The following is a 15,039-nucleotide window of genomic DNA, read 5'->3' as shown; positions in this document are numbered from 1 at the left end:
CCGCGGCAAAGCGCGAATTGGCAAGAGCTGGTGCGTAGTTCGCCCGCGACACCCGATGCGAGCGGCGGCGTGTCGTCATTACGACTGCGCGAGAACCTCGTCGTCTGTCATCGCGGCCACCTCCAAGTACATCGTGGCGACCAGCTCCAGCCTGCCGGTATCGCCCGAGTCCCTTTCCCGATCGAGCATTCGGGCCGCCAGCGCGGCGACACTGCGGGCGGTGAACAGGTCGGCGACGACGGTGTCGGGGGCGTCGAGCCATTCGCGGATGCGGGCGACGGCGGTGGTGGCGAGGACCGAATCGCCGCCGAGGGCGAAGAAGTCGTCGGTGACGCCGATCCGCTCGGCCGCGAGCACCTCGGCGATGACCGCGGCGAGTGCGCGTTCCAGATCGGTGCTCGGCTCGACGAATTCCGCTGTGCTCTCGCCCTTTTCGAGGACGGCGCGGATGGCTTTGCGGTCCGGCTTGGCGTTCGGGGTGAGTGGGAGTTCGGGTAGCAGTTCCAGGCGGGTCGGCACCATGTAGGACGGGACCAGGTCGGCGGTCGCGGCGAGCACGGCGTCGACGTGCAGGGTGGCGTCGGGGGTCGGCACCACCAGGGCGACCAGCTTCGGCGCGGCCTTTCCGATCACCGCGGCTACCGCGTGGCGGACACCGGGGACGGCGCGCAGGGCACTCTCCACCTCGCCGAGTTCGACCCGGTAGCCCCGGATCTTGACCTGGTGATCGGCGCGGCCGAGGAATTCCAGGCCACCGTCGGGCAGGTAGCGGGCCAGGTCACCGGTGCGATACCAGCGCAGACCCTCGTGGGTGACGAAGCGGTCGGCGGTGCGCTCCGGGTCGTTGCGGTAGCCGGCGGCCACACCATCCCCACCGATCCACAGCTCGCCGCTGACCCAGTCTGGGCAGTCGTTGCCCGCCGGGCCGACGACGCGGCACCGCACATTGCGCAGCGGGGTGCCGTAGGGCACGGCGGTCCACTCGGCGGGGACCTGCGCGTCGACGACCTCGCAGATGGTGGAGTGGATCGCGGTTTCGGTGGCGCCACCGAGCCCGGCGAAGCGGCTGTTCGGGGCTACCGCGGCGAGGCGTGCGGGGAGCGCGATGTCGACCCAGTCGCCGCCGAGGATCACGGTGCGAAGTGAGGTCAGCGGCTCCGGCGGCGACGCCGGGTGGGAGTCGTCGGCGATGGCTTCGAGCTGCGCCGATCGAACGGCCGTGTGGGCGCTCGGCGCGGCGGTGAGCAACATGTCGAGCAGGCTCGGGACGCAGTTCAGCAGCGAGATCTGGTGGCGGCGAATGAGTTCCACCCAGGCGGCGGGGTCAGCGCGCTGAGCGTCGTCGACGGTGACCACCGCGCCACCCGCGGCGAGCAGGCCGAAGATGTCGTAGACGGAGAGGTCGAACTCGAGGGCCGAGAGGGCGAGCGCTCGGTCAGCGGGGCCGAGGCCGAAGCGTTCGTTGAGGTCGTCGATGGTGTTCATGGCGGCGCGGTGCGGCACCTCGACACCCTTGGGCTTGCCGGTGGAGCCGGAGGTGAACAGCACATAGGCGATGTTCTCCGGGTCGCCGAAGAGGGGGCGCGCCAACGGTTCCGCGTGGGTGCGAGCCTCGGCGAGGTCGATCGCGCGCACGTCGGGGATCTGCGCGCCGCCGACCGTGAGTACCGCGACCGCACCTGCGGTGCTGAGGATTTCGGCGCGACGAGCGTTGGGCTGATCGAACCCGATCGGCACATAGACCGCACCCGCCGCGAGCACACCGAGCACCGCGACGATCTGGTCGGGACCCTTCGGAAGCTGAACAGCCACCGAATCACCCGGCGCCACACCGGCTTCCCGCAACGCACCGGCCACCGCCAGCGCATCGGCGGCGAGCTCGCCGTAGGTCAGCTGCCCCGCGGGCTCCCACAGCACCGCGGGCGCAGCAGGATTCGTGGCGGCGTTCGCGAAGAACCCCGTATGCAGCAGCCCGCCGCTCACCGGCCCCGCGGTCGCATTGACCCGAGCCCGAGTGGCCGCCTGCTCCACCGGAATTCGCACGCCTGCCTCGGCCTGCCAGCCCGCGCCGCCGACCACGGCACGAGCGCGATCGTCGCCCGCCCGTGTTCGGGTCGCGCTGTCGAGGACCTCGACGGGCGCGCCATCGACGGTGACCTCGGCCTCGGTGCTGGTCTGCCCACCCAGGCGTTCGATCGCTTCGATGTAGCGGGCGAACATGGCGTCGACCATGCCTGCGGGGAAGGCGCTTTCGCGGATGTCCCAGTTCAGCAGCAGCCCGCCGCGGACCTCGGTGATCTGCGCGTCGAGCAGGACCTGGGGGCCCTGGGAGATGATCCAGACGGGGTCGCCGAAGGTGTCGGTGACGGTGCTGGGGAAGAGTTCGCCGAGGTTGAGGGCGCTGGTGTAGACGATGGGGGCCAGGACCGGTTCGCCGCGGTGGCGGCCGAGGTCGCGCAGGACTTCCAGGCCGGAATAGGCGGAGTGGGCGCCTGCTTCGTGGAGGCGTTGCTGGAGCGCACGCGCGCGGTCGGCGACGGTGGCGGGCTCGGTGACGTCGACTTCGAGCAGGACCGAGGAGGTGAAGTCGCCGACGACACCGTCGACCTGCGGGTGCACCGGCTCACGGTGGAACAGCGGCAGATTCAGCAGGAAGCGGCGCTGGGCCGACCAGCCGCCGATGGTCTCGGCGAACACCGAGGCCAGCGCCATCGCCGGGGTGATGCCACGCGCGTGGGCGGCGTCGAACACCTGCGCCTTGGCCTGCGGGGAGAGCCAGCGGTGCAGGCGGATCGTGCGATTCGGGTCCGAGATGTGCTGGGCCAGCGGCAGTTCCGGCGCGCCGGGCAGATCGCCGAGCCGGTCCTGCCACCAGGCGCGATCACGAGCCCGCTCGTCGCCGAGGGCGGCAATCGCACCTTGCTGAGGGCCGGCGGCCGTCTCGGGCCGTGGCGCGCCGGCGTTGTCCGAGCCGTGGCTGTTGCGCTGGTGCTCGGCCAGGTACTGGCGGAAGGTGTAGTCCTGGGGTGGAAGCTGTTGGCCGTGGTAGAGGCGGGCGAGGTCGGTGATGAGGATGCGGTAGCTCATCGCGTCGGCGGCGAGCATGTCGACGTCGAGGTGCAGGCGGGTGCGGCCGTCGGCGAGGCGGGTGAGGGCGATCTCGATCACCTGGCCGTCTTCCACCGCCATGCGCTGATGGGTGCGCGCATACCGCAATTCCTCGAGCCGCTGCTCGGCCTCCGCGGCGGAGGCCTCGCGCAGGTCGGTTACACCGAACACCGCTCGGCCCGGCCGGTCGAGGGTCTGCTGGGTGCCGTCGGGCAGGAACCGGGTGCGCAGCATGGGGTGGCGCGACAGCAGCTGTTCGACGGCCCGCTCGAGCCGCTCGGGATAGACGTCGGCCCCGTCGAATTCGACGTAGAGGTGGGCGGCCACACCACCGAGCTCCTGCGCATCGGAGCGTCCGATCCAGTACGCGTGCTGCATGGGCGCGAGCGCGAAGGGGCTGCCGTCATCGAGGACGATCGGGTATTCGCCTGCGGCATCACCGAACTCGCGATCCGGAGCTTCGACCGCGGCATCGGCACCCGGGCCGGTACCGGCCACGTCCGCGACAACCGGGTCAGCGGCCGCAGTCGGTGCGATGGCGCTCGGCGCGAGATCTTCGGGATCGGCGCCGTTGAGGAGGGCGTGCCAGGCGTCGACGGTGGGGTGGGCGGCCAAGAGGGCGAAGTTCACGGCGATGCCGCGTTTGCGCCAGGCGCCCGCGAGCTTCATCGTGCGGATGGAGTCGAGGCCGAGCTGGATCAGGTCGTCGGCGTCGGCGACGGCTTCGGCGGTGATGTCGAGGTGGCGGGCGATCGCGGCGCGGATCTCGGCGCGGTCGATCCCGGCGCCACCTGCGGGTGCTGTCTCCATCTGCCGATCACTCCTTGCTCGCCGCCCAATTCCCGGACGGATTCGGTACTGCCCGGCGGCAGCCTACTCCATTGAGATAGGGTTGCCTAACCTTTGCAAGAGTCTATGCGGTCCAGTAGCCATCGAGGTCGATAGGCCGAGAACCCGCGGCACCAGCCGCCGAAAATACAGTGAGGCAGTACGTGACGTCGACATCGGCAACCGGCCACCGCGAGGGCTACGTCCCGTTCCCCGAAGCCGCCGCGCAGCGATACCGGGCCGCGGGCTACTGGACCGGACGCACACTCGGCGACCTGCTGCGCGACACCGCGCGCACCCAGCCGCAGCGCCCGGCCGTGCTCAGTGCCACCGGTGCGCAGTCCTACGCCGAGCTCGATGCGGCGGCCGACCGGATGGCGCACGGCCTGCTCGCGCTCGGCATCAATCCCGGCGACCGCGTGATCATGCAATTGCCGAACATTCCCGAATTCGCGACGGCCCTGTTCGGCGTGCTGCGCGCGGGCATCATCCCCGTACTCACCCTGCCCGCGCACCGTCGCGCCGAGATCGAGCACCTGGCCGCGCTGTCCGAAGCGGTCGCCTACCTCATTCCCGACCGCCTCGGCGACTTCGACTATCGCGAGCTGGCCGCGACGGTGCGGCGTGCGGTGCCGAGCCTGCGCCACGTGCTGGTCGCCGGCGATCCGCGCATGGCGGCAGCGCAGCCGGTGGCGATTTCCCAGCACACGACGGCCGATGCCGACCTGGGCGGCGATGGTGCCGAGGCCACCACCGGGTTCGTCGCCCTTGATTCGATCTCCCGCGAAGGTGATTCGCTGCCCGCGATCGACCCCGCCGAGATCGCGGTAATGCTGGTCTCCGGTGGCACCACCGGACTGCCGAAGCTGATCGCCCGCACCCACGACGACTACGTCTACAACGCGACCGCCAGCGCGCGGGTCTGCGAACTCACCCCCGACGACGTCTACCTCACGACGCTGCCCGCGGCACACAACTTCCCGCTGGCCTGCCCCGGCATCCTGGGCACCGTCGCGACCGGCGGCGCCATCGCCTTCACACTCGACCCGAGCCCCGAAGCCGCGTTCGCCGCGATCGAGAAGCACCGGGTGACCGTCACCGGCGTCGTCCCGCCGCTGGCTCAATTGTGGAGCGCGGCAGTGGATTGGGAGGACGCCGACCTGAGTTCGTTGCGCTTGCTCCAGGTCGGTGGCGCGCGACTGGCCGAGGTGAACGCCCGCGATGTCGAGCCCGCGTTGCAGTGCACCTTGCAGCAGGTGTTCGGCATGGCCGAGGGGCTGCTCAACTACACCCGGCTCGACGATGACAAAGAACTCGTCTGCACCACCCAGGGCAGGCCGCTCTCCCCCGCCGACGAACTGCGCGTCGTCGACGCCGACGGCAACGACGTACCCCCGGGCGAGGAAGGCGAACTGCTCACCCGCGGCCCCTACACCCTGCGCGGATATTACCGTGCGCCCGAACACAATGCGCGCGCCTTCACCCCCGACGGCTTCTACCGCAGCGGCGACCTCGTTCGCCAGTTGCCCAGCGGCCACCTGATCGTGAGCGGCCGGATCAAGGACGTGATCAACCGCGGTGGCGAGAACATCTCCTGCGACGAACTCGAGGAGCACCTGCTCGCGCACCCCGCCGTCCGCCACGCCGCCGCCCTCGGCCTACCCGATGCCTCGCTCGGCGAAAAGGTCTGTGTCGTCCTGGTTGTCACCGGCGAGCTACCCACCCTCGGCGAGCTCAAGACCTTCCTCACCGAACGCGGCCTGGCCACCTACAAGCTCCCAGACCTTGTCCGACAGGCGGATTCACTGCCGATCACCGCCGTCGGCAAGATCGACAAGAAAGCCTTGCGTGCTCTCAACGGTTGACCGGCGGATCTTTCCGGGACAAGCGGTCACGGAGCGGCGGTAAAAGCCTTGACTACGTAAGGCGCTACGCTGCCGAGCTTTTCGCACGTCTCCTCGAACTCACGTTCCGGCCGCGACTGCCCGACGATCCCCGCGCCCGCGCGCAACCACGCACCCTCGCCGGTCTGATAGATCGCCCGCAACACCAGCGTCGCCTCGAGCGCGCCGGTCGGCGAAACGCACACCACCGCACCGGAATACAGTCCACGCGGCTCGTGGTCATTGCGGAACACTGAGTCGACCCCCTCGCGCTTGGGGATACCGGACGCGGTCACCGACGGGAACAGCACCTCGAGCGCGTCCCACGCGGTGCGGTCGGGAGCCAGCGTGCCACGCACCGTGGACGCGAGATGCTGGACACTGCCGCGCTCGCGCACCGCCATGAAATCGGAGACCGCGGGCGTGCCTGGCACAGCCACCGCGGCGATCTCGGCGAAGGATGTCTGCACCGAAATCGCGTGCTCCACGATCTCTTTCGGGTCGGCGAGTAGTTCGGCGCGGGCGGCGTCGTCGGCCTCGGCACCGAGTCCGAACGCGCGCGTACCCGCCAGCGGTTCGGTGGTGACGACGCGATCGTCGTCGACCGAGGCCACCAGCTCCGGACTGAACCCGGCCGCTTCGAGCCCGCCCAGCCGGAGCAGGAACGAGCGCGCGGGTGTGTTGTTAGCCCGGCCGAGGCGATAGGTCGCCGGCACGTCCACCGCGAACGGCAGCTCCACCTTGCGCGACAGAATCACCTTCTGGTACTTGCCGGAACGAATCTCGGCGACCGCGGCGGCGACGCGATCCTCATAACCGGTCGGGTCGGGCCGCACATCGACCGGCGCCGCGACCGGCAGCTCGACGCCCTGCGAACCGGCGATCAGATCGTGGATGTCACACGCCTCACTCGGGGTGGCGCCGCTGATCCGCACGCCCGTGGCGTCGACACGCACCTCGATCCGCGGAATCATCAGGTGCGCCAGCGAGGTCAGCGGATTGAGATAGCGGGTCGCCGCGAGCGAGTAGGCGCAGAATTCGAAGCCGATCCAGCCGTAGGCATTGCGGCCGTCGAGCGGCAGGCTCGCCAGGGCCGCGTCGATGACGGCGGCCGGACTGCCGGTCCACGCGCTGGTGCTGGTCTCCCCGCCCCAGACGGTGCGCAGCTCACCGGCATCGAGTTCCACGCTGCCGAGCGGATCGGCGGCGAACACCCAGACACCGGGCTGCTCGTACATCACGTACTCACCGAACCGGTCGGAGACGGCCAGACGTGACATCGCTGCCGCCGGGTCGGTCACATACTCCACCCGCACGGGCTGTTCCGTCGACGACAACGATCCTCCAAGGTAAAGCTGACCTAACTTAGCTTGGTTAGGTTAGCATTACCTCGCCGTTTAGCCAGAGCGCTGCTGGGTATTCTTCGCCACTCCCTGGCCGCGGCGACGCGCTGTAGCCGAAGTTCGGTGCGCCGAACCATAACTGCGGCTTCAATGGAGGAATGATCGACACAGGTGGGCGGCGCGGCCCGCAGGCAGACTCGGTGGTCGCCCTCGTCGACGCGGCCTCCGGCGTCGAACGTGCGGTGATCGGCGACTGGATCGCCCGGGGTGGGCTCAGCGACGAGATCGACTCCACGGCCCCGGTGACCCAGCTCGACCTCGACGCGAAAGCCATCACCAAACGACTGGTGGCCCGGCACGACGACCCGCTGGTCGTCCCGGTCCGGGTGCTGTGGCTGCCGCCCGAACGCGACGGCGTGCGCCGGGTGACCTTCGCCGACCTGGCGATGCTCACCAATCCGCGCAAACCCAACCGGCTCGTCCAGCGCAGGCTACTGCGCACCGAACCCGACCGGCACCGCGTCCTCGTCGGCGCACCCGCCCGGCTCAGCGCGCTGCGCACCAACAATCCCGAGGCCGCGGCGCTGCTGCGCGCGGGTTCGGCCGACCCGTTCGCGCGCGCGGTCGTGCGCGCCGCGGTGGTCGCGCTCGAACGCGCCGAACGCACCGTGATCGGCGACCGATACAAGGTGCCGCAGCTGGTGGCCGAGGAAATCCTGGATTCCCCCGAATTCCAGCGCAAACTCGACTACATCGCCGACGAGATCGGCTCCGAACCCGACCAGGTGTATCGCAACGCGGAGAAGGCGCTGCGCGAATTGGTCGCCGCGCAGAGCCGGTTGGTCTCGGACCTGTTCACCCAGGCGATGCGCCCGGTGCACGCCTCGACCTGGAAGGTCGACACCGATCTGCGCGGCCTCGACGCATTGCGCACGCTCAATCGCAAACACCCGCTGGTGTTCCTGCCCTCGCACCGCTCCTACGTCGACGCCTTCGTCCTCGGTGACGTGCTGGCGCGCAACGACTTTCCGCCCAATCACGTGATCGGCGGCGCGAACCTGAACTTCTGGCCGATGGGACCGATCGCCCGGCGCACGGGCACGGTGTTCATCCGGCGCAGCTTCGGCGACGACGAGGTCTACAAGGCGGTCGTCGAGGAGTACTTCGCCTACCTGCTGGCCAAGCGCTTCAATATGGAGTGGTATTTCGAGGGCGGGCGCACCAGGACCGGCAAGCTTCGGCCGCCCCGCTACGGACTGCTCAATTACCTTGCCGCCGCGGTCCGTTCGCGTCGGGTCGACGATGTGATGCTGGTGCCGGTCTCGATCACCTATGAGCGGCTCAACGAGCTCGGCGCGATCGCCAGCGAGCAGGCAGGCGGTACGAAGAAGGCCGAGGGCATCGGCTGGCTCGCGAAATACGTTCGGCTGCAGCAGCACTCGGCGGGGCGCGTGTATGTGCGCTTCGGCGAGGCCATTTCGGCGCGCGAGCGCCTCGGCGTGCACGGCGACCCCCTCGACCAGCGCCCGGTGACCATCCCGCTGCGCGATACCGAGACCGGCTCCGCCAGCGTTCCCGATGAGACGGCCGTCGCCGACGCCGAATACAAAGCGGTGCAGCGCTTGGCCTTCGACGTAGCGGTCGGCATCAACGCGGTCACCCCGATCACCGTCAACGCGCTGGTCACCCTGGCCCTGCTCGGCGTACACGAACGCGCGCTCACCCTCGGACAGGTGCGCACGGTGCTCGATCCGGTGCTCGGCTACATCACGGTACGCGGGCTGCCGAGCGGCGAATTGTCCACGCTGCGTGACGAACAGGGCCTGCGGGTGGTGCTCGAGCAACTCGCGCTCGCGGGTGTGGTCACCGTGTATCGCGGCGGGCTGGAGCCGGTGTACGCGATCGAACCCGGCGTGCACCTCGAGGCGGCGTTCTACCGCAACAGCGCGGTGCACTGGTTCGTCAACCGGGCCATTCTCGAATTGGCGGCGCTCACCGCGGTGGAACAGCCCGGTGACGATCCACTGCGGGCGGCGTGGAAGGCGGCGTTCGCGCTGCGCGACCTACTCAAGTTCGAGTTCTTCTTCCCCGAGCGGCAGGAGTTCGCCGAGCAGATCATCGAGGAAGTGCGTCTGATCGTGCCCGAGTGGGACGAGCACACCCCCGACGACCGGCTGGATCGCCAATTCCTCGGCGCTGTCACCGAATCCGGGTTCGTGATGGCCCATCGCGTGCTGCGTTCGTTCTTCGACGCCCAGTTGGTGGTAGCCGAGCGGCTGGTCGCCCGGCCCGCCGACGCGCCGATCGATCGCAAGGAATTCATCGACGAATGCGTGGCGGTCGGCAAGCAGATGCTGCTGCAGCAGCGGTTGCACAGCCCGGAATCGGTATCATCGGAATTGTTCACCAGCGCCTGGAAACTGGCCGACAACCACGCGCTGATCGCGCCCGCCGCGGTCGGCGCCGAAGCCGAATTGCGCGAGAAGCGACAGGAATTCGCTGATCAGCTGCGCGATCTCGGCGACCGCATCGCGCGGGCGGCCTCGCTCGATCCGTCGAACAGGAACACGAACTGATGAGCAGTCTCGCCGAAGCCGTTGCCGCGATCCGGTCCGGCCCGCAAGGTGCGCAGGTCGTCGCGGTCTTCGACTTCGGCGGCACGGTGGTCGACGGCCTGCCGCGACGTGGGCTGGCACGCAAGATATTCCGGCGTGGTGACGATCGCCTGGCCACCCTCCTCGGCGGCATTCAACGCGGCGGTGACGACGGCGACTACGGGCGGTTCCTGCACGCCGTCGAGCGCACCTGGGCGGGCGCCTCGGAATCCGAACTGGAACAGCTGGGCCGCAAGGCTTTCAGCAAGGAGATCTACGGGCGGCTGTTTCCTGAGGCATGGCAGCTCGTGCGCGCGCACCAATTGGCCGGTCACACAATCGTATTGGTCAGCGAGCTCACCCGATTCCAGGTGCGGCCCGCTGCCGAGCGACTCGGGATCGACACTGTGCTGTGCACCGAACTCGCCGTCCAGGACGACGTCCTGACCGGCCACCCGGCTGGCGCGCCCCGGTGGCGCACCGGAAAGTCCACCGCGGTCACCGAATTCGCCGCGGGCCGCGAGATCGGCTACGTGTACGCCGACAGTGTGACCGACCTGCCCCTGCTCGAACTGGCCGCGCGGCCCACCGTGATCGACCCAGACCCGGCGCTGGCCGAGATCGCCGCCGCCAATGACTGGCCCACACTGACTTTCCGGCTCCGCCGCGCCCCACGCCCCCTCGACTACCTGCGCACCATCGCCGGATTCACCGGCCTCATCGGCGGCGCGCTGGTCGGCGTCGCCCGCAAGTCCTACACCGGCAAGCGCCAGGCGATGGCCGACGCGCTCATGCACGACGCCACCACCGCCACCCTGCGCGCCATCGACGTGCGGCTACGCGTGGTCGGCGCCGAAAACGCCCGCGCGCCGAGGCCCGCGGTGTTCCTGTTCAATCACCAGAGCCAGTTCGACGTGATCATCGTCCCGAAGGTCCTCGACGGCGCGGTGACCGGCATCGGCAAGAAGGAACTCGCCAACCACCCCCTGTTCGGTCCACTGATGCGCTTCGTCGGCGTCACCTTCATCGACCGCACCGATACCGAGCGCGCGAAAGCCGCACTCGCCCCGGTGGTTTCGACCCTGCGCGACGGTCTCTCGATCGCGGTCGCACCCGAGGGCACGCGCTCGTTCACCCCGGGCGTCGGCCCGTTCAAGAAGGGCGCCTTCCACATCGCCATCCAGGCGGGCGTGCCGGTGATCCCGGTGGTGATCCGCAATGCGGGCGAGATCGCTTGGCGTGATTCGCCGATCGCCCGCCCCGGCATCGTCGACGTCGCGGCGCTGGCGCCGATCGACGTCTCCGGCTGGGACCCGGCCGATATGGACGCCGAGGTCGAGAGCGTTCGGCAGCTGTTCGACACCACCCTGCGGAACTGGCCGGACCCCGACTGAGGTCCGGCCGGGCGCGCTGGGGCGCCAGGCCGGACTCCCTCAGCTCTCGAACAACTGCTGCCCGAGATAGTTCCCGGGCCCGGGGACGCCGGGCGGAATCGCGAACACGGCCGAGCCGACCGGTGTCGTCCATTCGTTCAGCGCGTCGAACTCCGCCAGCCGCTGCTGCACCGGCAGGAACTGGGTGTCGACGTCGCGCTGGTAGGCGACGAACAGCAGTCCCGAATTCGACAGCTGCCCCGGGGCTGGCGCCTCGTCGTAGTTGAAGCCACGCCGCAGGAACCGTTCGCCGTCGTGGGTGTGCCTGGCGCGGGCGACATGCGAGGACGGCGGGATGATCGGGATGCCGTTGCGGTCGACCGCCGTCAGATCGGGTTCGTCGTGCTCGGCGGTGCCGGTGAGCGGGGCACCGGTGGTGACCTTTCTGCCGACGGTCAGTTCGCGACCGTCGGCGTCGAGTTCGTCCCAGCTGTCGAGGTTCATGGCGATCCGGCGCAGCACCAGCGAGGTGCCGCCCGCCAGCCACGGCGTCGACGCGCCGTCGTCCCACACCAGCCGATCGAAGTCGACCGTGCGCGGGGCGATATTGACGGTGCCGTCGACCTGGCCCATCAGGTTGCGCATGGTCTGGCCATGCGGCGCGTCCCGGAAGCCGCGCTGCACCCACCGCACTGTCACCAGCGATTTCACATGCTTGGACAGCACCCGAACCGCGTGTGCGACCGTGGTCGCCTCCTCCGCGCAGACCTGGAGTACCAGGTCGGCGCCGGTGTAGGCGGGTTCGAGCCGGTCGACCGGAAACGCCGGCAGCTGCCGCAACCAGCTCGGCCGTCGCGCGGTGAGACCGGCGACGGTGAACAGCTCGGGGCCGAACCCGACCGTGACCGTGAGACGGGCGGGCCTGGCCGCGAGTTCGGGTTCGGTGTCGGCCAGCGCGGGCAGACCCTGGGTGAGCCGCGACGCGTCGTCGGTCCAGATCCGGAGCAGCCCGATGACGTCCTCGCGGCCGACGCCGGGTGCGAGGTCGAAACCGGCGAAGGCCACGTGGCCGGGTGGTGTCGTCTCGATGCCTGCCTGGTGCGTGCCGTAGAACGGAACGACGTCGAGCGCGTCGTCCCGATCTCTTTCCCGGAGACCGGCTGCGCCCCAGCCGATTCCAGCCGCACCGACGACACCCGCTGCCGCCGCTCCCCCGCCGAGCAACCGGCGGCGGGAGAGCCCGGCGTGCGGATCAGCCACCGTGCGTGGGGTTCTCGGCACCCGGCGCGTAGTTCTCCTTGCCGCCGGCGAAATCGCGCACCTGGGCGCGGACGACGGTGCTCGAGCCGTCGGAGAAGGTGAGGGTGAGCGAGGTTTCCGCGCCGGTGCGCAGTGGCCGCAACAGGTCCATGAACATCAGATGCTCGGCGCCGGGCTTCAGCGTCACTTCGCCGTGCGCCGGGATGGTGATGCCGCCTTCCTTGGGGCGCATGGTCTTTGCCCCGGTGCCGTCGGGCACGACCTCGTGGATTTCGACCCGGTCCGATGCCGGGCTGGTCGCGGCGACCAGGGTCACCGGTGCGTCACCGGTGTTGCGCAGGATGCCGAAGGCGGCGGACATGCCGGAGTCGGCGGCCTTGATCCACTGGTCGCTCATGGTGATCCGGTCACCCGCCGACGCGGGGGCCGCGGGTTCGGAACCCGAGCAGGCGGTGGCGAAGAAGGCCAGGACGGACAGTGCGGTCGCGGCGCCGAGACGGCGGGCGGCACGGGGTGAACGCAAATGGGTACGCGCGTACGCGGACATGGAGAACTCCGATCATCGGGTGAGGTGAACCGAGGACCGGCCGGTCGGCACAGCGAATCATCCACCGGGGCGGCGGAATTCGGTGGCGTTGACCTACGCCGGTGCTTGGGTGAGTACGGTCGCGCCCACTCGGGGCGGACCTCGAAGCCCGATATCCGGTCGCAGGAGGAGTTGCCGCAGCACCGCGCGCTCGTCGGCGGCGGGTGGCCGGACCACCCGCGCGGGCGGGCACCCGACCCCGGCCAGCACGACGACCAGCTGTCGCACGCTGGTGATCGCCCGGCGCATCCCGACCTCGGCGGCGCGAATCGCGATCGTACCGACGGGGATCGCCACCAGGTGAGCGAGCACCATCGCGGCCGAAACGGTGTGGTGCTGAACATGTCCCAGCGACAGCGCGGTGTGCCCGACGCACTGGCCGACAGCCAGCACCGCCATGGTCGACACCGGGCCGTTCCCGCGTGGCAGCGCGGTGGCCACGACACCGATCAGAGCGCAGGCGGCGAACAACAGGGCCATCGACGATCCGGTGGGGAGTGCGGTGGCGCCACCGAGCCCGTGCGCGAGCACTGCGACCGCACCGGACGCGGCACCCACCGCGGCGCCGCGTAAGCGCGCGGTGTGATCCGTCGGTGAACGCACGCCGCCATGCTACGACCGCATGTCGTAGATGCCGGGATCGGCAGGTGTGACCGGCATCTCATCGACTCCGCGCGCGAATCCTGAACTAAGGCTTGACCTCAACTATCGTTTGGGTTTGATGATGGTCTCACCACCGAATGAGGGAGAACATCATGACCACCACCACCACCACCACCGCCCCCGCCACCTACACCGTCCCCGCACTGAACCGGCCCGTCGCCGTACTGGGCGCCGCTGCCGCCGCCCTGGTGCTGAATCTGATCGTCTGGGCCATCGGCGCCGCCGCGGGCGGGTCGTTCATGGTCACGATGGAAGGCAAGACCGAATCCGTCGCACCCGGCGGCGTGATCATGATGTCGACCGTGCCGCTGCTGATCGGACTGACTGTCGCCGTGCTGCTGTCCTACCTGTGGACCGGCGTGCTGCGGACCGCCGCTGTGGTCGGCTCGCTGCTGTCGCTCGCGACCATCGCAATGACGGTCGACGCCGACTTCGACACCGCCTCGACCGTCGCCCTGTCGGTGATGCACGTGGTGCTGGTGCCGGTCATGGTGATCGCGCTGGAAGGTGTGCGACGCAGCATCACCGCCAAGTGACAGACAGCGAAAGGCCCCGCCGAATTCATCGGCGGGGCCTTCTTCGCGTCAAAAATTACACCGAGCGGCCGAAAAGCAGCTTCCACGGCATCATCGCCGACTCGAGCTGGATCTTGAGGCTCATCTTCGACGCGCCGATGGTGCGCTCCTCGAAACGGATCGGCACCTCCGCGATCGTGTGACCCTTCTTGATCGCGCGGTAGTTCATCTCCACCTGGAACGAGTAACCGTTGCTACGGATCGACGCCACGTCGATGTCGCGCAGGGTTCCGGCTTTCCATGCCTTGAAACCGGCGGTCGCGTCCTTCACGCCGAGGCGCAGGATCAGGTTCACGTAGAAATTCGCCCACGCCGACAGCGCCTTGCGATACCACTTCCACTCCGCGGCGACCTCGCCACCGGGAACGTAGCGCGAGCCGAGCACGACGCCGACCTCAGGCGTTGCCAGCTTCTCCAACATCGACGGGATGACCTCGGCGGGGTGCGACAGATCGGCGTCCATCTGGATCACCACGTCGGCGCCCTCGTCGAGCGCGGCGGTGATGCCCGCGATGTAGGCGCGGCCGAGGCCGTCCTTCTCGGTGCGGTGCAGCACGCTCACCACGTTCGGCAGCTCAGCGGCCAATTTGTCAGCGACGTCACCCGTGCCGTCGGGTGAATTATCGTCTACGACCAGCACGTGCAGATCGGACACCGGCAGAGCCGTCAGCCGCTCCACCGCCACCGGCAGATTTTCCCGCTCGTTGTAGGTCGGCACAACAACGGTAACCCTCAAGGGTCGCCCTCCCTGCTCACCTGGATAGCCCCGCAGCCCAACATCCGGGCACGGAGCATGTCATCGATTCGTTATGACGGTACTCGATGG

10 protein-coding genes are annotated in these 15,039 nt (G+C 69.2%); 4 read left to right on the top strand and 6 right to left on the bottom strand.

The annotated features are described in order from the left end of the window. Positions 1 to 78 precede the first annotated feature (78 nt). The gene (locus ACWZHB_RS31590) at positions 79 to 3,918 is read right to left on the bottom strand and encodes a non-ribosomal peptide synthetase (protein ID WP_427905374.1); all 3,840 of its coding nucleotides are present in this window, start codon (positions 3,916 to 3,918) and stop codon (positions 79 to 81) included. Positions 3,919 to 4,100: 182 nt separating this feature from the next. Between ACWZHB_RS31590 and ACWZHB_RS31585 the strand changes: the two genes are divergently transcribed. Then, positions 4,101 to 5,801: a (2,3-dihydroxybenzoyl)adenylate synthase gene (locus tag ACWZHB_RS31585; protein ID WP_427905373.1), complete on the top strand. Its 1,701-nt coding sequence runs from the start codon at positions 4,101 to 4,103 to the stop codon at positions 5,799 to 5,801. Positions 5,802 to 5,827: 26 nt separating this feature from the next. Here the strand turns inward: ACWZHB_RS31585 and ACWZHB_RS31580 are convergent, their stop codons facing one another. Further along, positions 5,828 to 7,129, bottom strand: a complete 1,302-nt coding sequence (locus ACWZHB_RS31580) for a salicylate synthase (RefSeq protein ID WP_427909365.1) — start codon at positions 7,127 to 7,129, stop codon at positions 5,828 to 5,830. A gap of 191 nt (positions 7,130 to 7,320) precedes the next feature. Between ACWZHB_RS31580 and ACWZHB_RS31575 the strand changes: the two genes are divergently transcribed. Together ACWZHB_RS31575 and ACWZHB_RS31570 are read left to right on the top strand one after the other, a co-directional pair. Beyond that, the gene (locus ACWZHB_RS31575; RefSeq protein WP_427905372.1) at positions 7,321 to 9,738 is read left to right on the top strand and encodes a glycerol-3-phosphate 1-O-acyltransferase; all 2,418 of its coding nucleotides are present in this window, start codon (positions 7,321 to 7,323) and stop codon (positions 9,736 to 9,738) included. Next, positions 9,738 to 11,150 (top strand): 1-acylglycerol-3-phosphate O-acyltransferase, encoded by a 1,413-nt coding sequence (locus ACWZHB_RS31570; protein WP_427905371.1) that lies wholly within the window; start codon positions 9,738 to 9,740, stop codon positions 11,148 to 11,150. Before ACWZHB_RS31575 ends, ACWZHB_RS31570 begins: the two co-directional genes overlap by 1 nt. Positions 11,151 to 11,189: 39 nt before the next feature. Here the strand turns inward: ACWZHB_RS31570 and ACWZHB_RS31565 are convergent, their stop codons facing one another. The 3 genes from ACWZHB_RS31565 to ACWZHB_RS31555 all read right to left on the bottom strand — a co-directional run bounded on the left by ACWZHB_RS31565 (position 11,190) and on the right by ACWZHB_RS31555 (position 13,578). Further along, positions 11,190 to 12,410, bottom strand: coding sequence for a Dyp-type peroxidase (locus ACWZHB_RS31565; protein ID WP_427905370.1), 1,221 nt, complete (start codon positions 12,408 to 12,410; stop codon positions 11,190 to 11,192). Continuing rightward, positions 12,382 to 12,936, bottom strand: coding sequence for a copper chaperone PCu(A)C (locus ACWZHB_RS31560; protein WP_427905369.1), 555 nt, complete (start codon positions 12,934 to 12,936; stop codon positions 12,382 to 12,384). Before ACWZHB_RS31560 ends, ACWZHB_RS31565 begins: the two co-directional genes overlap by 29 nt. A gap of 93 nt (positions 12,937 to 13,029) precedes the next feature. After that, positions 13,030 to 13,578 (bottom strand): hypothetical protein, encoded by a 549-nt coding sequence (locus tag ACWZHB_RS31555; protein ID WP_427905368.1) that lies wholly within the window; start codon positions 13,576 to 13,578, stop codon positions 13,030 to 13,032. Between the two features lie 152 nt (positions 13,579 to 13,730). On the opposite strand from ACWZHB_RS31555, the gene ACWZHB_RS31550 reads away from it, so the two are divergent. Next, complete coding sequence (locus ACWZHB_RS31550; protein ID WP_427905367.1) at positions 13,731 to 14,174, top strand: DUF6069 family protein; 444 nt, start codon at positions 13,731 to 13,733, stop codon at positions 14,172 to 14,174. 55 nt (positions 14,175 to 14,229) lie between these two features. Here ACWZHB_RS31550 and ACWZHB_RS31545 read toward each other — a convergent pair whose 3' ends face one another. Then, positions 14,230 to 14,949 carry a polyprenol monophosphomannose synthase gene (locus ACWZHB_RS31545; protein WP_427905366.1) on the bottom strand — a complete coding sequence of 240 codons (720 nt, stop codon included), beginning with the start codon at positions 14,947 to 14,949 and terminating at the stop codon, positions 14,230 to 14,232. Between the last annotated feature and the right edge of the window lie 90 nt (positions 14,950 to 15,039).

This window comes from Nocardia sp. FBN12 (genome assembly GCF_054031145.1).
Note: the sequence above shows the minus strand (reverse complement) of the source record. Positions and strands in the feature narration are given on the sequence as shown.